The 26,652-nt window shown below is 46.8% G+C and carries 24 protein-coding genes and 1 tRNA gene; 4 read left to right on the top strand and 21 right to left on the bottom strand.

Annotated elements, in window-relative coordinates; translation table 11 throughout:
* Positions 1-29: 29 nt before the first annotated feature.
* From F0220_RS09040 to F0220_RS09020, 5 genes are all read right to left on the bottom strand, one after another.
* Positions 30-1,136, bottom strand: a complete 1,107-nt coding sequence (locus F0220_RS09040) for a phosphodiester glycosidase family protein (RefSeq protein WP_197997846.1) — start codon at positions 1,134-1,136, stop codon at positions 30-32.
* A gap of 5 nt (positions 1,137-1,141) precedes the next feature.
* Positions 1,142-2,035: a 5'-3' exonuclease gene (locus tag F0220_RS09035; protein WP_017689620.1), complete on the bottom strand. Its 894-nt coding sequence runs from the start codon at positions 2,033-2,035 to the stop codon at positions 1,142-1,144.
* Positions 2,036-2,173: 138 nt separating this feature from the next.
* Positions 2,174-2,539, bottom strand: a complete 366-nt coding sequence (locus tag F0220_RS09030; RefSeq protein ID WP_017689621.1) for an arsenate reductase family protein — start codon at positions 2,537-2,539, stop codon at positions 2,174-2,176.
* Between the two features lie 431 nt (positions 2,540-2,970).
* A complete protein-coding gene (locus tag F0220_RS09025; RefSeq protein WP_105597996.1) occupies positions 2,971-3,954 on the bottom strand; it encodes an RluA family pseudouridine synthase in 984 nt (327 codons plus the stop codon).
* Positions 3,951-4,526, bottom strand: a complete 576-nt coding sequence (locus F0220_RS09020; protein WP_036610088.1) for a cob(I)yrinic acid a,c-diamide adenosyltransferase — start codon at positions 4,524-4,526, stop codon at positions 3,951-3,953. Before F0220_RS09020 ends, F0220_RS09025 begins: the two co-directional genes overlap by 4 nt.
* A 148-nt stretch (positions 4,527-4,674) precedes the next feature.
* Between F0220_RS09020 and F0220_RS09015 the strand changes: the two genes are divergently transcribed.
* Positions 4,675-5,286 (top strand): DedA family protein, encoded by a 612-nt coding sequence (locus tag F0220_RS09015; RefSeq protein WP_017689624.1) that lies wholly within the window; start codon positions 4,675-4,677, stop codon positions 5,284-5,286.
* An 85-nt stretch (positions 5,287-5,371) separates the two neighbouring features.
* Here F0220_RS09015 and F0220_RS09010 read toward each other — a convergent pair whose 3' ends face one another.
* The 7 genes from F0220_RS09010 to F0220_RS08980 form a co-directional block, all read right to left on the bottom strand.
* Positions 5,372-5,914, bottom strand: coding sequence for a bifunctional adenosylcobinamide kinase/adenosylcobinamide-phosphate guanylyltransferase (locus tag F0220_RS09010; RefSeq protein WP_076209196.1), 543 nt, complete (start codon positions 5,912-5,914; stop codon positions 5,372-5,374).
* A 37-nt stretch (positions 5,915-5,951) separates the two neighbouring features.
* Positions 5,952-6,503: a type 2 periplasmic-binding domain-containing protein gene (locus F0220_RS09005; RefSeq protein WP_105597995.1), complete on the bottom strand. Its 552-nt coding sequence runs from the start codon at positions 6,501-6,503 to the stop codon at positions 5,952-5,954.
* Positions 6,504-6,671: 168 nt separating this feature from the next.
* On the bottom strand, positions 6,672-6,893 hold the full coding sequence (locus F0220_RS09000; RefSeq protein WP_179198508.1) for an aspartyl-phosphate phosphatase Spo0E family protein: 222 nt from the start codon (positions 6,891-6,893) through the stop codon (positions 6,672-6,674).
* Between the two features lie 188 nt (positions 6,894-7,081).
* Positions 7,082-8,290: an aminotransferase class I/II-fold pyridoxal phosphate-dependent enzyme gene (locus tag F0220_RS08995; protein ID WP_036610094.1), complete on the bottom strand. Its 1,209-nt coding sequence runs from the start codon at positions 8,288-8,290 to the stop codon at positions 7,082-7,084.
* 13 nt (positions 8,291-8,303) lie between these two features.
* Positions 8,304-8,804 carry an Lrp/AsnC family transcriptional regulator gene (locus F0220_RS08990; protein ID WP_024628343.1) on the bottom strand — a complete coding sequence of 167 codons (501 nt, stop codon included), beginning with the start codon at positions 8,802-8,804 and terminating at the stop codon, positions 8,304-8,306.
* A 160-nt stretch (positions 8,805-8,964) separates the two neighbouring features.
* Positions 8,965-9,360, bottom strand: a complete 396-nt coding sequence (locus F0220_RS08985; protein WP_091014731.1) for a spore coat protein — start codon at positions 9,358-9,360, stop codon at positions 8,965-8,967.
* Positions 9,361-9,391: 31 nt separating this feature from the next.
* A complete protein-coding gene (locus F0220_RS08980) occupies positions 9,392-9,628 on the bottom strand; it encodes a hypothetical protein (protein WP_091014732.1) in 237 nt (78 codons plus the stop codon).
* A gap of 97 nt (positions 9,629-9,725) precedes the next feature.
* Here F0220_RS08980 and F0220_RS08975 point away from each other — a divergent pair, with 97 nt between their 5' ends.
* On the top strand, positions 9,726-10,946 hold the full coding sequence (locus tag F0220_RS08975) for an NAD(P)/FAD-dependent oxidoreductase (RefSeq protein WP_149846481.1): 1,221 nt from the start codon (positions 9,726-9,728) through the stop codon (positions 10,944-10,946).
* Positions 10,947-11,035: 89 nt separating this feature from the next.
* Here F0220_RS08975 and F0220_RS08970 read toward each other — a convergent pair whose 3' ends face one another.
* From F0220_RS08970 to F0220_RS08955, 4 genes are all read right to left on the bottom strand, one after another.
* Positions 11,036-12,250, bottom strand: a complete 1,215-nt coding sequence (locus F0220_RS08970) for an MFS transporter (RefSeq protein WP_105597993.1) — start codon at positions 12,248-12,250, stop codon at positions 11,036-11,038.
* 133 nt (positions 12,251-12,383) lie between these two features.
* Complete coding sequence (locus F0220_RS08965) at positions 12,384-12,950, bottom strand: hypothetical protein (RefSeq protein WP_105597992.1); 567 nt, start codon at positions 12,948-12,950, stop codon at positions 12,384-12,386.
* A 119-nt stretch (positions 12,951-13,069) separates the two neighbouring features.
* Positions 13,070-13,510: a DUF350 domain-containing protein gene (locus F0220_RS08960; RefSeq protein WP_082219034.1), complete on the bottom strand. Its 441-nt coding sequence runs from the start codon at positions 13,508-13,510 to the stop codon at positions 13,070-13,072.
* Positions 13,511-13,560: 50 nt separating this feature from the next.
* Positions 13,561-15,927 carry an endonuclease MutS2 gene (locus F0220_RS08955; RefSeq protein ID WP_105597991.1) on the bottom strand — a complete coding sequence of 789 codons (2,367 nt, stop codon included), beginning with the start codon at positions 15,925-15,927 and terminating at the stop codon, positions 13,561-13,563.
* Positions 15,928-16,114: 187 nt separating this feature from the next.
* On the opposite strand from F0220_RS08955, the gene F0220_RS08950 reads away from it, so the two are divergent.
* Positions 16,115-16,474 carry a phage holin family protein gene (locus F0220_RS08950; protein ID WP_017689637.1) on the top strand — a complete coding sequence of 120 codons (360 nt, stop codon included), beginning with the start codon at positions 16,115-16,117 and terminating at the stop codon, positions 16,472-16,474.
* 220 nt (positions 16,475-16,694) lie between these two features.
* Positions 16,695-17,087 carry a cupredoxin domain-containing protein gene (locus F0220_RS08945; RefSeq protein ID WP_091014748.1) on the top strand — a complete coding sequence of 131 codons (393 nt, stop codon included), beginning with the start codon at positions 16,695-16,697 and terminating at the stop codon, positions 17,085-17,087.
* A gap of 104 nt (positions 17,088-17,191) precedes the next feature.
* On the opposite strand, the gene F0220_RS08940 is transcribed toward F0220_RS08945, so the two are convergent.
* From F0220_RS08940 to F0220_RS08920, 5 genes are all read right to left on the bottom strand, one after another.
* Positions 17,192-19,900, bottom strand: a complete 2,709-nt coding sequence (locus F0220_RS08940) for a hypothetical protein (protein ID WP_105597989.1) — start codon at positions 19,898-19,900, stop codon at positions 17,192-17,194.
* Between the two features lie 138 nt (positions 19,901-20,038).
* Complete coding sequence (gene pheT, locus F0220_RS08935) at positions 20,039-22,492, bottom strand: phenylalanine--tRNA ligase subunit beta (protein WP_105597988.1); 2,454 nt, start codon at positions 22,490-22,492, stop codon at positions 20,039-20,041.
* Positions 22,493-22,575: 83 nt separating this feature from the next.
* Positions 22,576-23,610, bottom strand: coding sequence for a phenylalanine--tRNA ligase subunit alpha (pheS, locus tag F0220_RS08930; protein WP_017689641.1), 1,035 nt, complete (start codon positions 23,608-23,610; stop codon positions 22,576-22,578).
* A 414-nt stretch (positions 23,611-24,024) separates the two neighbouring features.
* Entirely contained in the window at positions 24,025-25,917 is a 1,893-nt protein-coding gene (abc-f, locus tag F0220_RS08925; protein ID WP_105597987.1) for a ribosomal protection-like ABC-F family protein, read from the bottom strand.
* Positions 25,918-26,436: 519 nt separating this feature from the next.
* Positions 26,437-26,507, bottom strand: a tRNA-Gly gene (locus F0220_RS08920).
* Between the last annotated feature and the right edge of the window lie 145 nt (positions 26,508-26,652).

The raw sequence follows: 26,652 nt of genomic DNA, 5'->3' as shown, positions 1-26,652 counted from the left end.
GGCATCATACCTCCCATAATCACTTTCTTTTAACGCACAGAGCCGCCAAATACGAGTGTATTACTCAAGAGCCGGCCTGGTGAAGTCAGCATTTTGCCCCCGGCATACATACCCGAGGAAGCACCGCCATCCAAATTCATGGCCTGTTTGGCACCAAGCTTCTGCATCACCGCTGCCCACTCCTTGATTGTTGCTCCGGAAACGGTAGCCAGCATAACAGAACCGTCCGCCATAATCGCAATACCACTTCTGGCTCCAGAAGCATTAAGAATCTTGGCATCCTTGAAACCTTCGCTCGTCGGATTGACAGCTACCTTGCCGTCTTTCACCAGACGGGGTCCTGCTCCCACAGCAGTCACTACATCTTGCCAAGGGATCTCTTTGCCTGCTGCGTTCGTATACTTATAATTCATTTCTACGGTCGAACCAACGGTAAAACGGTCCGAAGAAGACTTCTGATTACCTGTGAAGACCAATACCGAGCCATTCTTAGGAATCGCTACATTGGTATTGGGCACTTTTTTGGTCACGATACCTTTCTCCATGACAACCGCAGTGCCACCTTTGAACCCAACTGTGGCACCTCGTTCAGGCGTATACAGCATCGTAATGCTTGCGTTCGCTGAAGGGGTTCGATTAATAAAAGTCGCATACCAACTGCGTGATTTACCTTTTTTATCCGTTACTTTACCTGTCAAACTCACCTGAAGTGAATCCATGATCGCCGAGCCGTCTTCCTTAAATCCGATGGATGTTCCATATCTTCCAATATGTATGACCTTACCATTTGCTATTAACATGCCATATGGATCTGGTGCTCCGTTATATGCTTCAAAAAATGCTCCGTTAATGGCTGCTTGCGCACCATAGGCTTTCACGATCGATGGCAATGTTGCCGTCTGGCCAACTTGCTTCTTCGCGAGTCCGACAGTAACCGGTGTTCCCTTTGGAATCGAAACGGTCTGTACGGTAAAATTACGTCCTGCTGCTTTTACTTTCTGTACTTTGGTACTAATTGCTGCTTTGGCATCCACTGTCTGTGGTGCACTTACTGCTCCCGAAAGAATTACGGGCAAGGCCAGGACAAGGGCCATAGCCCCTGTCCACCACTTTTTGCCTGTTCGTACGTTCTTCATGTTGCTCACCCTATTGCCACTCCCATCCAAGAGCCAAGGCTCTTCATCTCAAGTTGTTCAAACTTGTCCATCACCATATCCGGATCAAGACGCAATTCACAGATATCCAGCGCACAGGCAACCGGAACAGCACAATGAATCTCTGCCAGTTTGCGAGACAGATGAAGCATGTCCAGATCATTCTCAATCTTGTTACGCACCGAAGGGGTCAGTTTATCCATGTTGCTCAAAATCCCTTCAATGGAGCCGTATTCCTGTACAAGCTTCAACGCTGTTTTCTCACCAATTCCCCGTACGCCGGGATAATTGTCGCTGGCATCTCCCATCAGACCCTTCATGTCAATCACTTGACGAGGTGTCAGTTGTTTCTCGGCCATGAGCGTTTCAGGATTATACACCATGTAGTTGCCATGGCCTTTTTTCATAATAATGATACTCGTGCGGTCATTAATCAGTTGCAACATGTCGTGGTCACCCGTCAGTACCATAACATTCATATCTGTCTCTTCGGTATAATACTTCGCAAGCGTCCCGATACAATCGTCGGCTTCGAATCCTTGTGCACCTATATTCGGAATACCCAGGCTATCCATCACTTCACGAATCAGGGCAAACTGGGGAATCAGGTCATCCGGAGCTTCGGCCCGGTTGCCTTTGTAGGCTGCATATTCTTCACCGCGGAACGTCTTACCGCCCATATCCCAACAACAAACGACATGACTTGGTCCAAAAGTCTGAACCGCATCCCAGAAATAACGGATAAATCCGTAGACTGCGTTGGTAGGCAATCCTGCCTTTGTACGTCTGATATATCCGCTTGCAGATGTCGCATAAAAAGCACGGAACAACACCGCCATACCGTCTACCAGCAACAAAGTAGGTTCATTACGTTGATTCACTTGAATTTGTTCTCTCCTATCTAAATCTAGCATACAAAATACGAAACTAATTCTATCATTATAGCATAGTTCCGCCAACCATCGTTCAGCCAAAAAAGCCCTGAATTTTGAACAATTCAAGGCTGATATTCAGCGCGTTTATGCGTTGTTCCATTCCTGCTCATACGTTTCTTCCTTGAATCCAACCGTCACCTTTTCTCCATCCGTAACGATCGGACGTTTGATCAGCCGACCATTGGAAGCCAACAAACGAATCTGTTCATCAGCGGACATGCCCGGAAGCTTATCCTTCAATTGTTGTTCTTTGTACACTTCCCCGCTCGTATTAAAGAACTTTTTCACTTCCAGTCCACTCTTTTGGATGAGTTCTGTTAGTTCAGATTCGGATGGCGGTGAGTCAAAAATAGGGATTAACTCCAGCTCATGTCCTTGCGCTTCAAGCCATTTTACAGCTTTGCGGCATGTGCCGCATTTGGCATATTGATATACTTTTAAGTTACTCATGTGTGTGTTCCTCCTGTGGCTCCGGTGTGGCTCCGGTCTCGACTTCTCGCTTCCCTTGGTTTGCTTCGCAAATCCAAAAGTCGCTCCAAATCGATACCATCGCCATGTAATTTTACTGATTTTTTGCGAATATGTTCAAAACACACATTCGCTATATTTTTTGGGTCAAAGTCTTACAGCTTTTATATCCTTAAAAGCTTTTGGGATTTGAATTCATGAAATATTTAACATGAAATGGGTAAACATCAACATATTAAACCATAAAGATTAGCCTACGGCATGTTGTTCGGGTGCATTATAGCACCCCTCACAATGGAATAGCTTACTAGCGTTGAAACTTAAGCAGAAAGGGCCTAGCAAGATGGACCGTACAGGAAAGCTACGACACCCACTACACAGAGGGCGTATCTAAAGCCCTCTTCGCAGGCTTCCTACATTTCTTCTCTTGGAGCTGCCTCATCATTCAAACGCTGCTCCAGCGCGGCCATATCTGCTGGAAAAGGAGCCTGGAACGTTACGCGTTCCTGTAGAATGGGATGTTCAAACGTCAATTCACAAGCGTGTAATGCCTGGCGTTCGATCCAGCTGTCCCGTACTTCCCGAATAGCCATGGTTTGCTCATCGATCTCGTGTACAGGTAGTGTCTTGTACATTCGATCACCGATCAATGGGCAACCAATGGACGTCATATGTACCCTGATCTGATGGGTTCTGCCACTTTCCAGCTTGAGACTTATCGCACTGGCGCTGCCTTCTGCCCAGCGTGTTAAGGTTGTGTACAGCGTTCTTGCAGCGTAGCCATCAGGTGTAACGATTCGGCGGTGTGGCTCTTCAGGATCGCGATCAATCGGGCCATCTACTGCCCCCTGTTCTGGGACAGGGCTGCCGTGCACAAGTGCAATATATTTCTTATCCACTGTTCCTGCAATCATCTGTTCGGACACATGCTGATGCACATAAGGGTTCTTGGCTATGGCCAGCACACCTGACGTTTCCTGATCGAGTCGATGAATCGGTCTGAACCGGAAGCGCTCGCCCTTGGATTTCCAGTAATGAACAACGCCATTTGCCAAAGTACCCGTGTAATGTCCATGTGTCGGATGAACGATGATGCCTGCATCCTTGTTTACAACAAGTAAGTGCTCGTCTTCATACAGAACGGTAAAGGGAATAGGTTCAGGCAGAATATCATCCGATTCCTCTTGCTCCATCCGAACTTCAACGACATCACCCGCAGCTACCTTGACGCTAATGTACACGCGCTCTCCATTAAGCATGACACCTTGCTCAGTCAGCTTAATTTTAGATAAAAGCTTACGCGACACCAGCAACCGGCGCTGAAGCACGGTCTTCAGCAGCCAGCCATCTTCTTGTTCGGTCACCGTGTAGACAATCGGCGAATAATATTGGCTCATTCTTTGCGGCGGAAGACTTTTTTGCTCCGCACATATTCAATATCCGCCACCTGTTGTCTCGCGTTGGCCGTCCGTGCAACCACGAAGAAATAATCAGACAGTCGGTTTAGATACCGTCGTACAGACGGATTAATATCTGTATGTTGTCCAAGTGTTACCGTGCGACGCTCTGCGCGACGACACACAGTACGGCATACATGAAGAGCAGAAGACAGCTGACTGCCACCTGGAATAATGAACCGTTCCACTTTTGGATTCTCTGCATCATACTGGTCGATCCATTGTTCCAGACGTGTGACCATTTCATCTCTCACCTTATATTTGGTCTCACTAATCTTCACAAAGGCCAGATCCGACCCACAATCAAACAGTTCCTGCTGCACTTCCAGCAGATGTTCACGCAGATCCTCGAATTCGCCCTGAGCAGAGTCAATAAGGCTGATCGCCTGACCGACAAAACAGTTCAATTCATCAATCGTGCCATAAGCCTCTACTCGGTCATCATCCTTGATGACGCGTCCACCAATAACCGAAGTCTGACCTTCGTCACCTGTTCGTGTATATATGCCCATCGTTACCCCTCCAATTGTTAATATCATTAATGAATACGGGAATGCTATTTTTCAGAAACCCGCCTATCGCTTTACACGTATATAAGAATTGGTGTGCTCTGCCGAGTATACGACAAATCGAAGGAAACCAAAAGTAAAGGAGACGATTATGCAAAACTGGATAACCGATTTCATGGAACAATACGGCTACATAGGCATTGCACTCATTATTGCTCTTGAGAACGTATTTCCCCCAATTCCATCCGAGATCATCTTGCCGTTTGGCGGTTTCATGACCACTTATACCAGCCTAACTCTTCCAGGGGTTATTATCGCCGCTACCATTGGCTCCGTCCTTGGTGCTGTGATCCTGTATGGTATTGGTCTACTCATTGACGTCGAACGCCTTGAGAAAATTGTGGAACGCTGGGGACATGTTCTGCGCATCAAAAAAGAGGATATTCACCGTGTCGATGCATGGTTTGACAAATATGGCATGTGGACCGTATTATTCTGCCGAATGGTTCCCCTCGTTCGTAGTCTTATCTCCATTCCCGCAGGCATGTCCAATATGAAATTTGGTTTATTCCTTCTCTTTACAACCATTGGTACATTGATCTGGAATGTCATTCTTGTCTGCGTTGGTGCTGCGCTTGGCGCATCGTGGGAGAGCATTTTGCACTTTATGGACGTCTATTCCATTGTAGTGTACGTCATTCTCGCCATCATTGTCATCGGATGTATCATCTGGTGGATCAGACGTAGCAAAAAGCAGAAATAAAAAGGACAGCTTAATAAATGAAGCCTCCTCGCCACCAATTCGTGGTTAAGGAGGCTTCTTTATGTCACCCGTTTATGTCATCTCGCTATCGTTCATCTTCATTTCGCATGCCCTGACTCTTAAGATCGATAGCCAGACCAGATACCAGCATGTACATCTTTTCAGCATGTATCTGCAGCATCCGATTAACCGAAGCCATTCTCGCTGTAAATATTCGTTCTTCCTCGGTAGGATGCAATGTGCCATGCATTTCATTGGTAATCACAAGCAACTTCCCCTGATAAGACAATAGAGCATCAAGCAAAAGCTGTGTCTCTGAACGCTGATGATCCAGATCCTCTGTTGCCCTGAAACCGGCAGCCATCCATGAGGTCAGACTGTCTACAATTACAATTCGCTGATCCGCCAAAAACAGATTGGATTCCCGATTAATCTGGGTGATCACCTCTGTCAGATGCTGACCGTTCCCGGCATGAATGGCACGATAATGAGCGGATGGCAATTCGGGAATAACGGGATCATGATCACCGGTGGATAAATATACACCCTCCCGGCTAATTCCGGCTGCGTACTTGAGGGCAAACCGGGTTTTACCACTACCTATGCCGCCTGTGACCGTAATCAGCAATCCGCTTCCCTCCTTCCATAGCCATTCTGAATTTTCTTTACTCTGTCAGCGCCTTCAGCACTTTTTTGGATTCTTCGACATTGGAAGATGACACTGGAATGGTAGCGAACAGATTGTTCGCAGCATATTCTACATCTTTAAACATTTTCATATCTTCGAGCGGAATGCCGTAAAGATGTGATTCTTGTTTGATATCTGAACCTCCATCTCCTTCACCCTTCTCTACCAATACTCCACCCTCAAATACACCCCGTTCAAACTTCTTGGGATCAAAAGTATCATCCAGCGGAACATTGGAGCCATTACTTCCGTATTGTTTCATGTCGGACTCAGGCAAAATGAAAATATCATGTCCTCCAGCCGCATACTCTACCATAATTTTCTGAACATCATACATCGCACTGGTAATCACTTCCACCTTGGGTTCCTCACCCAGTTTCTGTTGCAGATTAGCCTGTAACTGTTCTGAGATTACAGATGGATTTCCTTGGTTATCAATGATGAATATGGAAAAACCATCTTTACCTCCACAACCAGCAAGCAGAAAAACGATAGAAATGATTGCAGTAAGCCCCCAAAATCTCTTCATTCCAGTTCCCCCTTTAGTCTCCTATGTCCAATATATCACAATTGTTCCACGCAAAAAAATAACCTGGCTTATCGGGGGATCACCCTGCCTTTACACACAAAAAAAGAAGACCTTCTCAGGTCTCCCTTTCTAATTCGATTAATGAAACGTTTCAATCCAGCATAAACGTTATTTTGCTTTAATCGGGTTAGCCTTCATATATTCATTAATCTTTAAATCCAGCAAACTGCTGATTTCAATTACAATATCGGATGTGAATGATTTCTCTTCGAGGAAGATCTGTTCCATCTTGCGACGAAGCATATGAATTTCATCTTCCAAGGAAATGTCATGCAAAGATGCGTTATCGGGTTTCACCGACCATCGGTCGCCATGATCGCCTTCTGCCAGAACGTGCCCACGATTCGTCGGTAAATCATATTCAACACAAAACAAAGCTAACCCCTCCTTGGAAAAATGGTTTCCAAATATATGAAAACTTATTTCAAATTTGAATTATATCACATTATTTTGTAAAAGAAAGTTATTTTTTTCCAATGATAACAATGTCACAATTGTAAAAAGATTCTACTTTAGTATTAACCCTCTTTTTGCAATTTGTAAACAAAGTTTCCGATTCGTTCCAAAGCTTCATTTAATTGGGTTACAGAAGTAGCATAAGAACAACGCAAGAAGCCTTCACCTTGAGGGCCAAAAACATTGCCCGGAACAGCAGCCACTTTATTCTCCGTTAACAATCGCTCAGCAAACAGGTCGGAACTCATACCCGTCTTTTGAATGCTCGGGAATGCATAGAATGCTCCCTGAGGTTCATGACAATCAAGTCCAATATCTCTGAAGCCCTGCACAATTAAACGTCTACGCTGATTATACGATTCTACCATCCGGTCTTTCTCACCCAAACCATTCGTCAACGCCTCAAGTGCAGCAACCTGACCCATGGCCGGCGCACACATTACCGTATACTGATGGATTTTGAGCATGGCTGCAATAAGCTCAGGATGACCACACATGTAACCGATCCGCCAACCTGTCATTGCAAAAGCCTTCGAAAATCCGCTTACGAGAATGGTCCGCTCCTTCATGTCAGGGATAGCTGCAAAGCTAACATGTTTTTGCGTATACGTCAATTCAGCGTAAATTTCATCCGCGATCACAATCAGATCATGCTTTTTAATCACTTCAGCAATAGGCAGCCACTCTTCATACGTCATGATGGCTCCAGTGGGATTACTCGGATAACACAGAATAACCACTTTCGACTTCGGTGTGATGCCAGCTTCAAGTGCTTCGGCCGTTAACTTGAACTGATCTTTCGCGTAGGTTTCAACACCAACTGGTATACCGCCACCGATTGAAGCGATTGGTGAATACGCCACGTACGAAGGTTCAGGAATGAGAATCTCGTCACCAGGTACGATTAATGCGCGCAAAGCCAAGTCTATCGCTTCACTGCCACCCACCGTAACAATAATCTCATCCTTGGGATCGTATTTGGTATCAAACTGAGTATCCAGATATTCACTGATGGCTTCTCTCAACTTCGGCATACCTGCGTTGGATGTATAACTGGTCATACCTCTTTCCAGCGAGTATACACAAGCTTCACGCATATGCCAAGGGGTAACAAAATCAGGTTCACCCACACCCAATGTGATAATATCCTTGTTGTCTCCAACCAGATCAAAGAATTTACGAATTCCGGATGGAGGTATCTGCTGCACGAGGGGTGCCAGATACGATGTCATTTTCTTGTTGTTCCCGGTTGTCTGTTCATTCACTATCATGACACATCTTCCTTTACGGCGAGATCATGAGACGGTTGTCTTCCTGATGGTCTTCAAAGATAATCCCGTCCTGCTTATATTTTTTAAGAATAAAATTCGTTTTGGTTGAAAGTACAGAGTCTATCGGAGACAGTTTCTCCGACACAAAATTAGCGACTTCACGCAGGTTGCCACCTTCCACTTCTACGAGCAGATCGTATGCACCGGACATGAGATATACGGACTTCACTTGCGGATAGAGATAAATGCGTTCGGCAATCCCTTCAAAGCCACGACCACGCTCCGGCGTGATCTGCACCTCAATCAGAGCTGTTACTTTTTCATCATCTATTTTGCTCCAGTTCACGACGGTAGCGTATTTTACGATGACGTGGTCTTGTTCAAGCTGTGCAACGGCGTTCTTGATCTTGTCTTCCGACTCCCCCAGCAGCGTCGACAGCAGTGCGGGAGTCCTTCTCGCGTCTTCCTTCAGCAGATCCAGAACTTTTAATTGCAGATCGTTCAAATCTTTCATGGTTTTCCCTCCAGCATCATCCAGGTTCCTGAAAATGAATTAATACTTATATTACATGAATTTGACGTTGATGCATAGACAAAAGACCGCCTGCCCTGAATTCAGGCAAGCGGTGGTATGGTCCTTTACCATTAGGTGCTTCAAACCTCTTTTGCAAAGGTTACATGTAATAAGGGTTACCGTAATTCGGTTGATGCTGCGGCACATTAGGAGCTTGGCTATATGAACTGTTCTGCGTATTCTTTTCCTGAATGAATTGCTGACACTTTTGTTGGGTCTGGTGGGCGGACTGAATTTGCTTGTCCACATCCTGACGAAGTGCTTTGGACGAAACAGAATACATGTTGTTTTGCTGCATCAGATTGAACAGTTCCCCTTGTAATCTTAGGGTATCGTTTGTCAGGTCTGTGAACATTCGACGTGTCATGGGGCAGGAAGCTTCCGTTGTCGCAGTCGTATATTCGCGCGAGGTTCGTCTTAAATCTGCAAGAATCGACTTCAGCAGATCCTGCTCCTGCATAAAAGCGCCATTAGATGATGGAGATTGAGAATACATGCGTTTTCCTCCTATACAGTTAGAGTTGTTTTCAATTACTGACTTGCGCCGGTGCAAGAGACTGATGTTGTTGCAGTGCATTGACAAGCGTGTTCAGATGTTGTTCATGTGAGCGAACATAGTGATTCAGTGCCTGTTGAATTTGTGGATTATGTGTGATGGAAGCTGTAGCTGCACACTGCTTAATCAGCAGTTCTTCATTGGTGATAGAGTCCGCAATGTAGTTCAATTCCTTGGGACTCAGCGCTTGCATAGTCTGATTCTGCATGTTTCGATGGCCTCCTCGGCATAAAGTTTATGCGCAATTATTGTTAACCCGGTCGCACAAAAGTATACAAATTCAAATTATAAAGGAGATGTTTCTAATGGATCTGGTCTATGGCACACCTTTCTGGCCCTCCACTTTCAATTCAACATTTAATTATTCTGCTCTGCAAGAAGACATCTCTTGTGACTGCCTCATCATTGGTGGGGGCATGGGGGGCGCATTAACATCTAAACTACTTACGGAACAGGGTGTTAACACTGTTGTGATTGATAAGCGAGACATTGCCAACGGCAGCAGTTCTGCCAATACAGGTCTTTTACAATATACCAATGACAAAACATTAACCTCATGTATCCATACTTTTGGTGAAGCAACAGGCGTACGTTTTTATGAGCTTTGTCGTGAAGCCATGAAACAACTTGCTCAAATTGCAGAGAGCCTGGATACAGACCCTTGGTTTATCCCACGTACAAGTCTTTGTTTTGCGAGCAGTGAAGACGATGTGACCCTATTGGAGGAAGAATATCAGACCTTGAAGCGTTATGGTTTTGAAGCGGAACTGTGGGATGCCGACAAAATAAGCCAGCATTTCCCTTTCAGCAAACCCGCTGCACTGTACACAATGGGAGATGCAGAAGTGAACCCCTATCGTTTTGTTCATGCCTTGTTTGAATCCGCCAATAAGCGTGGCGCTCGAATCTATGGTCAGACAGAGATGATACACTGTGAATACAATGAAGATGGTGTAGTATGCCACACTTCCAATGGTAAAATCCGTGCGAAGAAGGTCATATTTGCTGCCGGTTACGAAACTCAGGATATCAAAAAGGATCGTGGAGCCTATTTGAAAACGACCTACGCGATTGCTACCAAACCGTTGTCTGATCTTAGTGAATGGTTTGAACACAGCATGATTTGGGAGACAGCACGTCCTTATTTATATATGCGAACAACACCCGACGGCCGAATCATCGCAGGCGGTTTGGATGAAGAAACACCTCGGGAGGATCAACGTGAAATACGGGCATATCATCGGGGAGATACACTCTTGGAAGAAGTTCTTTCCTATTTCCCTTTAGATGATCTTGAAGTCGATTATGCTTGGGGTGCTGTGTTTGGTAATACGAATGATGGCCTCCCCCTGATTGGCACACATCCGGATTATCCGCATTCATACTTTGTAGAAGGGTATGGAGGTAACGGAACCGTATACAGCATGATTGCTGCTTCCTTAATTGTGGATGCTATTACTGGCAAACGAACCCCTGATATGGACCTGTTCTCTCTCACACGTACAAGTAAACCATCTCCTGTATAACATCAAAATAAATCAATACAAACAGGGTACAGCACACGGAAAGTTCTCTTTCCCCGCCGCTGTACCCTGTTTATATATTGGGGAGCCTGCTAAGCCGAAGGCTCTTGCCCTTCCGTTCGGTTCAATAACTTGCGCATAAAGATCCATCCAATTAGCGGAGAAGCACCGAGGACAAAAATAAGCCAGGTTAACATGCGTAGAGACGGAGCATTTAAGACCGTCACAATAAATATGGCCAACCCACATAGTCTGCCAAGCATCAGGCATAACTCTCTCAAAACGACAAGTTCAACCCTTTTCTCCACATTTTCGCCACTTGTACCCATCATGTCGAATCCCGCTGATATCATCGGCAGTACATATAACGGCATCGCAACAGCACTCCCAATCCCCATGATTAACAGCGTTCCATAGGTCACTTTCCAGAGAAGAGGAAGAAGCACAACGAGCAGAATGAGGGCTCCGATGAACATGCCTCTTGATCTATACTGTGGTTTGAACCATTTCCCGGCTGCCCAATAACTTACTAGTGCCACAGCTGAAGTGATGAGTGAGAACTGCCCCAATTTGTACTCCTGTGCGGTAGCCAAATATACAAGCAGTGCAATCAGGAAGGCAAAGACACCTTCACGTGCACCCTGAGCGAATAAACCCAAGCCTAAGGTCCTCCAGGGGCTATCCCGCTTGGATAGCTGTATCCAAGGTTCCGACCAGCGGTATGTACCGCTCACCTTTCTTTTTTTCAGAAAAAAACTAAAAACTACCGCTATGACATAAATAACGAGTGATACCGTGAAGATGAGCCGATATCCTGTGTTGTCTGTCATGCGAGTAATAATCAGACCGGAGAACCATGGACCTATAATTCCTGACATCGAACCAAGTAACCCCACCCAGCCGTTGAATAGATCCCTGTTTTCCCGATCCGTTATTTCAAAATACACAACATTAAATGCAATCCAGAATAGCCCCAAGGAACAACCTAGTAGCATACCCAGAGGCCATATCCAGTCTACAGCTTTGGAACCAGCCCAGAGGACTATCATATAAAATATGCCGGACAGCGCAGTACCTAGTCGTAGTGCACTCATTTTATTGTGTTCCTTGACCCATTTGCCAGCAAGCCAGAATGTCAGTCCAATGGCCAGTTGCTGGCTGAGAGTGAACCACCCCAACATGGCATAATCCGGACGGCTTTTCCACAGAAACACATTCAAAAAGGTTCCCGACAGCGCTCCGGCTAACGCAAACAATCCATTCACGCCCAAAAGCAGAATGGATTGTCGGCCTAAAGTAATCTTCATCTGCTCCTCCTTCATCCACCTGAAGTGAACTATGTACAGGTAGGTCTTAGGGTTAACGTACCCCAAGCAAGAAGAAAACATGATGAATCTTCAGGATTGCTATGAAATTGGTTATAATCTCCGAAATAAATGTTTATTCCTGCGTACTCAGGTTCTTGATCAGACGCAGACGATCTTCCTCAGACAGACTGTATTGAACTTGGAAACATCCCGAGCATACATAGGTCAATACTTTAAACGGTGATGCCAATAGTGAACCTTCGCCTGAAGCTGCGTTAGCAACTGGTGTGAAGTTATCCTTCGTTGCAGCTTGTGTACCTACGAGAATCATGAATTCCCGGCAATTCGGGCACTCTGGTACTTCTTCTTGATGATCAAGTTGCTTCTGTACACCTTGTTCATACTGAATGAGATCATTACCTTCATCCGCGTATTTGGTTAACGTTCGCAACTCCGGCAATTTGAGTTCGACTTCATCCCCCCACAGATCAGAAAGATCCGTAGTCTGTTTCTCGTTCGTTAGATCATCTACATCATAGATGTCGTCCTCAGCTTCATCGTTCTCTTCATCATCGATGTTAATGTTGAGCGTACGGTATCCTTTTAACTCATTGTGGCAATAAGGACACTCTTCTTCAGGACCGAGCTCCTCATCCCATACAATCTCCGTCTGACACCAAGGGCATACTGTTGTTTCCATATTGATCAACCTTTCTCTTTCATATCATCATGTATTCATTACATAGATGACACCGATGGCAAAAAACACGATCGATGCCGCAAACAGAATCCGTATCAATATCTTCATGACCAGTCCCCCTAGATAATGCTCGCGCCAATAACAAACGACAGCGAGACTGAAATAATCATGGATATCAATCCGACAGCTCGGTTATCCGATTCGATCTCCTTATCAATGGAGAACACGGGTGTCAGGAATTCGAACAAAAAATAGGCAATGAGCAGAAGGATAAACCCTACAAATGACCACGTCATGGCTTCATACACCGAAGATTTCGCTTGTATGCAGAACCGCAATACGTTGCAGATCCCGAAGATCTTGCCTCCTGTAGCCATCGCAACGGCCACATTACCCTTCTTGATCTCCGTCCAGCATTTATACTTAGTCACCAGTTCGAAGCAAGCCAGAAATACGAGCAGCTCCATAATCGCTACCGAGAAAAAACCGAGTACCATCCCCAAGGGATGAGACAGCAATTGGTCAATGCTTTCTATCACGCACCGTTCCCCTCTCCCCATCTGCGACCTTCATGAATAAGGTCGCAGAATATCATTGATTCATGGACCGGCTATTCCAATTCTGCGACGGTCACACCGTTCCCGCCTTCTCCGTAATTGCCGAGCCGGTAGCTTTTAATATGTTTATGCTTACGCAGGTAATCCTGAATACCGGAACGTAAAATTCCTGTACCTTTACCGTGAATAATATAAACTTGGCCCAGGTTGGCAAGGAAAGCTTCATCAATGAACCGGTCTGTCTCCATCAGGGCTTCTTCCAGGTTGGTACCACGCAGATCCAATTCACTTTTCACATTGTCATCACGTGTGCGCTTCATACCCGTTACCGGTTTTTGCTTTGGTTTGGCTGCGGGAGCAGATTGCTGCAGTTCCAAGTCATCCAGGGATACTTTCATTTTCATAATCCCCAGTTGTACCATAGCGTCTTTGCTGCCCGCCATCTCTACAACATGGCCTTTTTGATTCAAACTGTAGACAAGCACTTCATCACCAGGACCGATGGCACGAGTCTTCGGCGCTGTTGCCGTCTTTTTGACCGTTTTCCTGCGTTTCTCCGGTTCAGCCTCGTCCAGCTGTTTGCGGGCAGCAATGAGTTTGTGCTCCTTCACAGAAGCACCTTCTTCCATAGCCAACAGGCGAAGATCGGCTATAATCTTCTCCGCTTCCGCGCGAGCCTTGTCCACAATGCTGCGTGCATCTTCTTCTGCTTTTTCAATCCGGCGATCACGCTGCTGTTCCAGCTTCTCCAGTTCGGTCTGATGACGACTGCGTAATTTCTCCATATCCTGGCGCAAGCTCTCTGCCTTCTCACGCTCTTGTTCAGCCGTAAGACGGTTCTCTTCAAGAGAAGCAATCATGTGCTCAATTCGTTGATCCTCTTCCTTCACTTCGCCACGGGCGTAGTCGAGAATGTAACCCGGCAGTCCCAGTCGCTCTGCAATGGCAAATGCATTACTTCGTCCAGGTACACCCACCAGAAGGCGATAGGTTGGACTCAGTGTGTTGATGTCAAATTCCATGCTGGCATTAATGACACCTTTACGCTCATATGCGTATGCTTTCAGTTCACTGTAGTGAGTGGTTGCAACCATGCGACATCCCGTCCGGTGCATATGCTCCAGCATAGAAATCGCCAGTGCGGAACCTTCAGCCGGATCTGTCCCTGCGCCAAGTTCATCGAGCAATACCAAACTTTTTGGTGTCATGTTTTTCAGAATACGAATGATGTTGGTCATATGACTGGAGAAAGTACTCAGATTCTGCTCGATACTCTGCTCGTCCCCAATGTCTGCATAGATCGCATCAAATACACATAACTGACTGCCATCCTCAGCCGGAACAAATAAACCGGACATGGCCATCAGGCTCAGCAATCCAATTGTTTTGAGCGTTACCGTTTTACCACCCGTATTCGGACCTGTCACGATAATGGATGTGTAATCATTGCCCAACTCTATGTCAATTGGAACCACGTTTTCAATCGGAATCAGTGGATGACGGCCTTTCTTGAGCTTCAGGAACCCGCGGTCATTCATGCGAGGCAATGTTGCTTTCAGTTCACGAGCGAGACGTGCTTTGGCAAAGATAAAATCAAGTGATCCCAGCAAGTCGACATCATACAACAGCCACTCTCCCTGCTCACTGACAAGTGCCGTCAATTTCTGCAAAATAATTTCTATTTCGCGTTCTTCCCGAATCCGGGTTTCGCGTAATTTGTTGTTCATTGCAACAATGGATTCCGGCTCAATGAACAATGTCGCACCCGAACCAGATTGATCGTGCACAATCCCGCCAAAGTACGAACGATATTCAGCTTTCACCGGGATAACAAAACGGTCTCCTCTGATGGTGATGAGCTGATCTTGAAGCATCTTGGATACGGTAGAGGATCGAATCATGGAATCCAGCTTTTCGCGAATACGAGTTTCTCCGCCTCGCAGCTCACGACGAATCTGCGCCAACGTTACGCTTGCACTGTCGGCAACCTCTGCATTATCGTCAATACAGATTTTGATGGCATCCTCAAGCGTTTTTTGCTCTGACAGTTGATCACTAATATAGAACAATGATTCGATGGGCTCATCTTCATGCAAAGTACCAATCTGACGTTTCAATCGCCGCGCCGCATAGGTTGTATTGGATATTCCCAAAAGTTCGTGAGGGTTAAGTGTGCCTCCAATTTCAGCACGTTTAATGGAAGCCGTAATATCTACAATTCCCCCAAACGACGGTGAGCCTTTCAGGCGATCAAATGTGAAGGCTTCATCGGTTTGCTGCAGCAACCGCTTCACTTCTTCAAGTTCACTGCTTGGTTCAAGTTGCTCCGCTTTCTTTTTTCCCATAGTTGTCTGGGCAAAGCTAAGCAATGTATTTAAAATTTTGCGATATTCCAATGTGTGTAAAATTTTCGTGTCCAAGTGTACAACTCCTTCCAAACTATATCTGTATTATAACGAAAGAAACTTTCTTACGCTATTTAACGAATCCTTCCACACATAACTTCAACCATAACACCACAAACTACAGGTGTCAGGATTGTGCAACCTCTCCATCCCCTTGGAGTTGCCCTGCTCAGTTCAATCCGAATAAAAGGAGGTAAACACCATGAATTTCCTGGGACATGTCGTGCGATTTATCATCGCTGCAATTGTATTAATGGTGGTTAGCTGGATCGTTCCCGGATTCGCCGTTGGTGGCTTCTGGAGCGCCCTGTTGCTTGCTCTTGTCATTGCCCTGCTCGGCTGGATCGTTGAAGGTATCTTCGGCAAAAGAGTCAACCCGTTTGGTCGCGGTATTGTCGGATTTATCGTTAGCGCACTGGTGATTTGGCTTGGTCAATATGTTGTAGATCATGTTGAAGTCAGCCTGCTCGGTGCCATTCTCGCTGCGCTGGTTATCGGGATTATCGATCTCTTCATCCCGGTATCCACCCCTTTTGATGCCGGACGAAGCTCCAAAAGTTAATCTCCACTTCACCTTAACGTCCCCATGAATTCTCCTAAACCTCTGAAGGCCCTGGGCCGGAAGGGGTTTATTTTATTCGGGCAGTACGGACGCTCTGCTGTACACGTACAATTTTCAAAAAAACGACATACGCAGCGTGTACAGGCATCCACATATTGCGGTATGATGACTGGAGCAATCATTCAAATTTTATCCATATCACGCTTTAAGGAGGCACATGATGAAGAAAGGCATAACATGGCTTGCTGCCTGTATGTTAATTCTGGTCCTCACTGCATGTGGAGGGGCGAAACAGTCCGCAGAATCTGGCAGCAATGGAACCGATGCTGATGCTGGAGTCACAGCCAGTGAAGAATTGGTGATCAAGGCAAGTAACTATGAATTCGATCAACCTGAGTACCATCTTAAAAAAGGCGTTCCCGTTAACATTGTTTATAAAAATGAAAACGGAAATCACGGTATCCTTGTGCCTGAGCTGAATCTTCAACTGGATACCAGAAATAGCTCCAAAGTCATAACCCCGGACAAAGTTGGTGAGTTTGAAATGTCCTGTTCTGTCTTCTGTGGTTCAGGACACAGCAGCATGATCTCCAAAATTATCGTTGAAGAATAGGTTTCAAGACAAGGAGCCCCCGCAGCGACGGGAGCTCCTTCTTTAGTATAACAAATTGTACCAGAGTACGTTGCCCACGAGCCAGTTCTGCTACATTCATTCCGCTAGGTCTGGTCCTGTTCAATCAATTCAATCCATTCGTTATATTCCGTCTGCAATTTCGTATATTCATCATGCAACTGACGATATTCCGTGTTCAGCTGCTCTGCTTTCTCCTGCTCCATTTCACGTTCAACCTGTAACAAACGTAATTGATTGGCCGCTAGTTCGTAACGTTCACCCATCTCAAGCAGTTCAGTTTCCATGATCTCTTTCTCTTGGGTCGCTTCTGCACGTAACTTGTCAAGCTGCTGTCGTTCTTGCTCCAATCCCTCCAGCAACTCACTACTTGCCGCACTTTCTTTCTTCCAAACCGTCAGTTCATTCTCAAGTGCAGCCCAGCGTTCCTGCCAGGATTGTTCCTGAGCCGCCCATTCATCTGCACGGCGTTGCCACACCTGGTCGTTCTGCTCTGCTTGTTCAACACTTGAGCGGAGTTCTTCTTCACGTCTTGTCAACTGCTCCAGACGAGATACCAACTCGGCCTGTTTGGCTGACAGTTCTTCGTGTTTGATCTGCCACTCCAACGCTTCTTCCTCAGTCTGGGCTAGCCGGCTCTCTTGCTCCGAGTAGCGCTCGGAAAGTTTAACTGAAGACTGTCTTGCTTCTTCAAGTGCGCTCACAATCTCTTGTTTCTCTTTGCTCAATTCATCCAGCTTGGAACTGTAATTCTCTTCCCGTTGTAATGCATCACTGTAATCATTACGGATTTGTTTATAGTTATCCTGAAGTCGGTTCAGCTCTTCCCGAACAACATTTAGCTCAACTTCAAGCTGATTGCGTTTCTCTTCCAAAAGCTCTGCATCCTTCTGGTATTGCACAGCCTCTTCATGGTTGAAACGAGACTCTTCCTTCACCACGGACAATTCATCATGAAGGGATTGCACACCAGACTCCAACGTTTCATTTTGTTCAGCAACTTCAAGAATCTGATTCTCCAGGTCTCCGATCTCAGCTAACCGCTGCTCTGCAAGGTCCTTCAAGGACTGCTCACGTTCCGTAAGCGTCCCGATCTCATTCTGCAATGTACGCACCGCAGCATGAGCCTGTTCAAGCACTTTTTGCAGTCTGCGCTGTTCCTCTTCCGACTTCACTTCAGCCTCACGAAGCTTTTGAGCTTCCTGTTCAAGCTGTGCATGTTGCTCCTGAAGTTTGCGTAGCTGTGCTGTGAGAGAGGTTTCTCTATCCACAGTTTCATTATACTTCTGCTTCCATTGTTCCTGTGAATCACGGGATTGCTGGGCAGCCTGTTCCGTTTCACGTAGAAGTTCCTGCAACTGGGAACGGTCTTCTTTCAACTGCTCCAGTTGTTGCTCCAGTTCCGTAATTCGGCGAGTCTGAACTTCCTGCTCCTGTTTACGGACCCCATGCTCATGACGTAACGATTCCAATTGACCACGCTCGTGCTGAAGCTGCTGTTCTTGCTCTGCAACCATGTCCTGTGCACTGATGAGCTGGGTCATCACTTCTTCTAATTGCTCTTCGACATCTAATAGTCGAGTCTCCGCCTGTTTACGTTGTTCCTCAAGTTGCTGTTTGAGCTTGCCCTGTTCTTCTTGCAATAAGGCCTCTGCCGCCGCTGCGGCTTCTTTCGCCTGGGACGCTGCTGCTTCCTTGGCTTGCTGCAATTGTTCCTCGAGGGCTGCTTCTTTCTCCATCCATTCGAGTTCCAACTGCTCGGATAACGTCTTGAACTCCGCAGTCAACTGATTTATCTCAGTCAGGCGCTTCTGCTCCGCTTGTTCCTGCAAGTCAGCCCGTTCCTGATTCGCCTGATTCGTGAGCTCTTGTGTCTGTTGCAACGCTTTTTCTTCAGCCTGTTGAAGACGAAGTTCCATTTGTTGCTGAAGTTCGTTATATTGCAGCGCTGCTTCTTCCTGAGCTTTCTTCAGATTTCTCTCTGCCTGCTCCAACTCGGACAAAATGGCCGACTCGGCTTCTTCCTTGGCTGTCTGAACCTGCTGCGCAGCCTTGGCTTCAATCTGTTGACGTTCTGCAACGGCACGGCTTTCGGCTTCTTTTAATTGAGCTGCAGTCTTGTCCTGCAACTCTTTATATTGCGCCGCAGCTTTGGCCTGCGCCTGCTGCAATTCGGCTGCAGAACGGTTCTGAGCTTCTTTGAGCTGGGAAGCTGCCTGTGCCTGTGCATGTTTAAGCTGATTAGCCGCTTTCTCTTCCATTTCCTTCAGCTGTTTCGTTCCCTTTGCTTCTGCTTCCTTCAGTTGTGCCGTCGCTTGGGCCTGCAATTTCTGCACTCGCTCCGTTGCTTGGGCGCGCTCTTGCTCCAGCAGCTTATTCAACTTGGCTATCTCTGAATTTTTGTCCGATTCGGACTTTTGCAACGCCTGCTCTGCTTCAATCTTCAGCTGTTGCAAATCAGCAAGAGCCTGGTCACGCCGTTCCAATTCTTGTTGATGTTCATTTTGTATGGCGTTTAACCGATTCAATTCGTTTCTCAGTTCTGTACGTTCTCCAGTAAGCATCTTCAGTTCATTACGGATTTCCTGAGTCTGAAGAGACTGTTCAGCCATATGTACAGCCGCCAGTACCGCAATACGCGGAGTATCCAGACGGGAATTTTGCTTGGAGATTGCGCCCATACGCTCATCTACCAGGTTAGCTACTTGTTTCATATAGTCGGCACTGCTGCCAACCAGTTTATAGGAAGTCCCGTAGATCTCTACGGTGACGCGTGTACGATCAGGTGTAGTCACAGTTGTGCCCTCCTTCAAGTCTGTATGTTGATTCTAAGCTGTAATCACAAAAAAGTCACATCGATCCTCTAATGCTAAGGATTCGATGTGACTTCAAACAATTCCTGCTAATCTTTGTTCAAAAAATCTTCTTTTGTCCTATTTACGCAATTCCGCTCCGAATTGCTCTTCCAGACGAGCCACTACACGGGCATGAACTTCAGTAACTTCCTCATCGGTGAGTGTACGTTCACGATTCCGGTATACCAGTGCCATCGCCACGCTCTTCTTGTTTTCACCCAGTTTACTGCCAGTAAACACATCGAATACCTGTACGTTTTGTAACAATTCACCCGCCGATTCACGAATGGCGCGCAGCATATCTCCAGCTTCAACATCCTCATTCACAACAACCGCGATATCACGTTCCATGGCTGGGAAACGCGGAAGCTCACGATAACGAATGTCAGCGTCTGCTTCGCTGTAGATCGATTCAAGTGCAATCTCTGCGATGTACACATCATTCAGATCATACTGCTGTTGCAGTTCCGGATGCAATTGACCCAATGTACCGATCAATGTGCCTTCCCCGCCATCCTTACCTTCCAGGTAAACCGATGCGGAACGTCCCGGATGGAATCCTTCAGGGCTGTTTGCTACCAAGCGAATGCGTTGTTCAAGCCCCACATAGGCGAACAGATGCTCAAGAGCACCTTTCAGATCGAAGAAGTCTACTTTCTCCGCTCCAACATTCCACTGCTGGCTTGCACGATTCCCGGTGAGCAGCAGCCCCAGTACTGGGATTTCATGCGGTTGTTTGGTCAACTGATCTTCTTCGGTGAAGAACACATTGCCCACTTCAAATACAGCCAGTGAATCCTGTTTACGGTTCATGTTATACACCGCTGCATCCAGCATTTGTGGCAAAATACTCGTACGAAGCACACTGCGGTCTTCACTCATCGGCATCGCGAGTTTCACGGCTTTACTTCCTTGTGTCAACGCCGGGAACAGGGTCGCTTTATCCGGGTGCACAAAGGAGTAACTGATCATTTCCTGCCAGCCACTGCCTGAGAGCAATCCACGAATGGTGCGGCGCATTGCTTGAGAACGTGTATATGCCCCTGGAGTCGTGGGTCCTTCAATCCATGTGGTTGGAATGTTGTCGTATCCGTACAGGCGTGCAATCTCTTCAAACAAGTCTACATCGAGCGTAATATCCCCTCTGCGTGTTGGCACTTCCACATCCAGCAATCCTTGATCAGCATCACCACATGCAAAGTGCAAGCGAGCGAAGATCGTTTTTACCTCAAGCAAAGACAGATCCGTTCCCAGATAACGATTCAGTCGGTCCAGCGACAATTGAATTACACGTTTCTCCGCAGCTTCTGCTCCAGCTTCCACGATTCCTTGGTGCACTTCACCTTCAGCATAACGCTGAATCAGTTCAGCCGCACGATCCAAAGCCGTAATCACCGCACCCGGGTCTACTTCCTTCTCAAAACGCATGCTTGCTTCGGAACGCAGCCCCAGTTGGCGCGACGTTTTCCGAACGGTCCCGCCGTCGAACTTGGCGGACTCTAGCAACAGATTCACCGTGCCTTCCGATACCTCGGAATTCTCGCCACCCATAACCCCAGCGATGGCTACAGGTTTCACTCCATCCGTGATGAGCAACATGTGCGGCTCCAGCTTGCGCTCCTGTCCATCCAGCGTAACAATCGTTTCGCCTTCGTTGGCCATCCGCACTTCAATATGGCCCTTTTCCAGCTTATCCGCATCGAATGCATGTAGCGGTTGACCGTATTCCAGCATGACATAGTTCGTGATATCAACGATGTTATTGATTGGGCGAACACCTGCCGCCATGAGACGGTTTTGCATCCACAGCGGGGAAGCACCCAGCTTAATGCCCGTTACATAACGAGCTGCATAGTGACTGCATTGCTCCTGCGCCTTAATCTCTACAGAGATATGATTCGCGGCTACATCACCAATTTCAACCAGTTGGTCTTTGGGACTTGGCAGCTTCACTTCACGACCCAGAATGGCACCCACCTCATAGGCAGCACCACGCATGCTGAGACAGTCGGAACGGTTCGGTGTCAGGTCCAGTTCAAGCACATGATCGTCGAGACCAAGAACCTGGCTGATTGGCGTGCCAACCTCCGTTTGTTCCGGCAGAACGAGAATACCTTCCTGCTGATCTTTTGGCAGCAATTTGTCGTTCATGCCCAGCTCTTTGGCGGAACAGATCATGCCAAGGGAGACAACGCCGCGCAGTTTGGCTTTTTTGATATCCAATCCACCAGGGAGCTTCGCTCCAACCAGGGCTACGACTACTTTTTGGCCTGCATCCACATTTTTCGCACCACACACGATCTGCAGATCTTCTTCCTGGCCGGCATCGATGACACATACATTCAGTTTGTCTGCATCCGGGTGTTTCTCCTTGCTCTTCACATATCCCACAACAACTTTATTTACGCCCTTGTTGCGGTTCTCCACTACATCAATTTCGACACCCGCACGGGTGATTTTCTCCGCCAATTCCTGTGGCGTCACACCTTCAAGGGAAATATAATCAGACAGCCAATCTGTCGATACTCTCATGGACGTTCACTTCCTTCATCTATAAATTGGTGTTCCCGGTTCATAACGCTTGCTCTATATACGTTGATCTATTTATTGTAAAGTTACAACCGTCCGAATTGCTTCAGGAAGGTCAGATCGCTATTGTAGAAGTGACGGATATCATCAACACCGTACTTCAGCATCGCGATACGCTCTACGCCCATACCAAATGCGAAACCACTGTATTTCTCCGGATCATAACCACCCATTTCCAGTACTTTCGGGTGAACCATACCGCCCCCCAAAATCTCAAGCCAGCCTGTTTGTTTACATACCCGACAGCCGCTGCCTCCACATTGTACACAGGTTACATCCACTTCCGCACTTGGCTCTGTGAACGGGAAGAAACTTGGACGCAGACGAATTTCCGTGTGGGAACCGAACATTTCGCGCACGAATTGCAGCAGGGTCCCTTTCAGATCGCTCATACGAATGTTTTCGCTAATGACCAATCCTTCAACCTGGTTGAATTGGAAAGAGTGCGTCGCATCGTCGTCATCACGGCGGTATACTTTACCTGGGCAGATGACTTTGACAGGCACTTCGCCCTTCATGCTCTGCATGGTACGTACTTGAACCGGCGATGTATGGGTACGCATCAACAAGTCTTCGGTAACATAGAAGGAATCCTGCATATCGCGCGCCGGGTGATTCTTCGGTAGATTCAATGCTTCAAAGTTGTAATAATCCATTTCGACTTCAGGACCTTCCGCAACGCGGTATCCCATACCGATGAAAATATCTTCGATCTCCTGTACCACTTTGGTCAGTGGATGCAGTCCGCCTTGACGTCCACGACGTCCTGGCAGAGTCACATCAATTTTCTCGGATTGCAGACGCTTCGCCGTCTCTTCCTTCTGGAACTGATCCTGCTTGCTGTCGATGACTTCCTCAATGGCAGCCCGAACATCATTGGCTACTTGACCAATAACTGGACGTTCCTCCGCACTAAGTGCACCCATACCGCGCAAAATTTCAGTTAATGCACCCTTTTTCCCCAAATACTTTACACGCAGATCACCGAGCGTCTGCGGATCATTCACACCAGACAACTGCTCCAGCGCTTCGATCTTCAATGCCTCTAAACGTTCTTTCATGTGTAATTGCCCCCTTTTTGTGGTGTTTTTGCAACAAAAAAAGGCCTTCTCTCCCCTGAAGGGACGAAAAGACCGTGGTACCACCCTTGTTAGACATCCATTGCTGCGTGGCCCTTCTGGCCTGCAACCGGTTCTGTCTCACTTTGTACGGAATAACGACCGTTAACCGTTTGCCCCTACTGTTGCCTCTGTGTCTGCACACAAACAGGTTCAGGGAACCGCTTCGGAGTGAATTTCGGCAGCCTTGTTCTACAGAAACGCTCTCAATCTACGGCGCTTCCTCCCTGTCCAGAGGCACTGCTTACTTATCTCCATCATCACGTTTACTTGTTAGTTAAACCCATATCGATATAATCATCGATGATCGTTCATAATTATATGCAAAATAGATCGAAATAGCAAGCCGTCCATGTTCTAATTTATGCTTGCACCCTTATCTTTCAATTGTTTTAGGCGCTGCTGGATTTCGCGAATCTCAGCTGCCTCGATTGCTCGCTCATTCGATTGCTCGCGCTGTGTCAGAATGTCTTTTCCAGCATTGCTCACAGGAGACAGCAACTCCGACAGGCGCATCTCCAATCGCAACCTCTCGTCATCGGATTCCCGGGTCTCCAGCGCATGCTTCCGAAGTTTGCTTGACTGCTCCCAATCCGACACGCCTCCTTCAAACAAAGTTGCTGTGCCTCCAGCCTCCAGATCGCACAATCGATTCGCGAGTGTCTTTGTCAGCATCCGGTCATGGGATACAAGCACCAAAGCACCTGAAGCCTGTTTTAATACATTCTCCATGACTTCCTGGGTATCAATGTCCAGATAGTTCGTTGGTTCGTCCAGCACTAGCAGATTTGCTCCGCCAAAATACAATCTCAAAAATGCCACTCTGCACTTTTCCCCCATGCTCAAATCCCCAATGCGCTTGAACACATCATCTCTGGAAAACAGAAAACATCCCAGAATGGTTCGTGCCGCACTTTGTGTCATGGATGGAAGGGTAAGCAAGCTGTCCAGCAGGGTCAGATTCTCGGGAAGTCCCTCCAGTTCCTGTGAAAAGTAACCGATTCTCAGCTGTGGATGCCGTGTGACCTTGCCTTGCGAAGGTTCCAGCTCACCAATCATCAGCTTCAACAGTGTAGTTTTTCCTGTTCCATTGGGGCCTCTTACGGCAAGACGGTCTCCACGTTCAACAGTGATTCGAAGGTTGCGAAGCACTGGCTCGTTACCCGTGTATGAAAAACTCACTTCTTCCAGCGCAAGAAGCTGGCGTGCAGCCAGTGGATTCATCTGTAATTCCATGTTCAACTTTGCAGCTTCACGAGGTTTATCCACCCGTTCCCGCTCCAAACGTTCCAGCTGTTTTTGTTTCGCATGGTATCGTGAAATATTTTTGTTGGCTTTGGCCTTGTAGAAGCTCTGGGTGATCTTCACCTCCACATCGGTTGCCGAATTATGCGCTTTATGGAACCATTCCTGATAATTCCGAATCGTTTCTTCCAGCGCCTTACGTTCCAATTCCTGCCTGCGGTAGATCGTTTCCTGTTCGCGTAATTCACGCTCTTTGTGGATCTTGTAGTCGGAGTATCCACCTTTGTATTTGGTCAGGGCATCTGGACTGAACTCAATCACTCCTGTCGCTACCTGATCAATAAACGTACGATCGTGTGATACAAATAACAGTGTACCTTCATATGTGGATAACCACTCTTCAAGCCAGCGCATGCTTCCCTCATCCAGATGATTCGTCGGTTCATCCAGGATCAGGAATTTGGGCTTGCTGACAAGTAGTCCCGCCAAACGAGCCTTTGTTTTTTGTCCACCGCTCAAGGAATGATAGGGTCTATTCCAATGCTCTGCAGATAATCCAAGGCGAGTCAGTACTTTCTCTACCTCAGTTTCCCACATATAACCGTTCAACTGTTCATACTGCTCCATCACTTGTGTATAAGCTGCAAGCAGCTCTTCGTCCGCTTCAGTGCTGATGCTCAAACGTTGTTCCAGTTCTTCCAAGTTCCGTTTTACTTCATAGATCTGACCGCTCTCACGCCGGACCGCGTCCAGTACATTCATCCCGGCCTCAATCTCCGAGCGCTGGCGCATGAACCCCCATTCCTGCTGAGGGATATGACGTTCAATCCGTCCACCACCATGCTCCTCACCCAAAATGATACGTAACAACGTTGTCTTGCCGCATCCGTTGCGACCCAAAATAGCGAGTCGCTCGCCCTCATTAATCTCCAAATTCAATCCTGTAAACAATTCATTACCGTTCCACTCTTTTGATACTTCATGTAAGCGTACCAATGTCATCATGAGGCCTCATCCTTCCTGCATCCTTTTTGCTGAATAAAAAAAACCGCTGGCATCAGCCGGCGGTTTGGCAATTCAGGGTTGGATCAAGCATTCAAAGACAGATCTAAGGTAAGCTACGGCATGAACAAAGAAACCCCAAACACAGGGTACACGTAAACCTTCAAGGCTTACTTGTTCCATACCTTTTCCCATAGCTGAATTTGGACACACGAATCCCCTCATTGCTCAGCCGCTCTGGCTGACTGCGTCATAAAACCGTCTGCAGTTAACTGGGGTTCAATTCATGTGTTTTACTTCATGGGACGTATGGTTACCTCTCATTCATGTGTAGTATCAATTTCTCCGTTATTGTACCAGATCATTGTAAAAAAGCAAAGGTTATATAAATTAAACTAAAGAGTGCTTACTTACTCGCAACTACGAAGACAGAACAATCTTCTGATCGCTGTTACCACCGGATTTCTTTTAGAGCAATAGAAAAAGCCCCTGCATCGCAAGGGCTTTGGCACTGCTTCGTTAAGCGGGTGATGGGAATCGAACCCACGCTATTAGCTTGGAAGGCTAAAGTTCTACCATTGAACTACACCCGCATGATTGACGATCTAATCATTAAGTTCCGTTCGGAAGTTAACAGTGATTTTACAAAGAATAATATACCATGATCCTCTATAGCATGCAAGTCATATTTCCCATTTTTTTCATTTCGAATCCATCAAAAAAAGCAGGAGCACCCTC

It is taken from the genome of Paenibacillus sp. 37, from assembly GCF_008386395.1.
In the GTDB taxonomy this organism is placed as follows: Bacteria; Bacillota; Bacilli; order Paenibacillales; family Paenibacillaceae; genus Paenibacillus; species Paenibacillus amylolyticus_B.
Note: the sequence above shows the minus strand (reverse complement) of the source record. Positions and strands in the feature narration are given on the sequence as shown.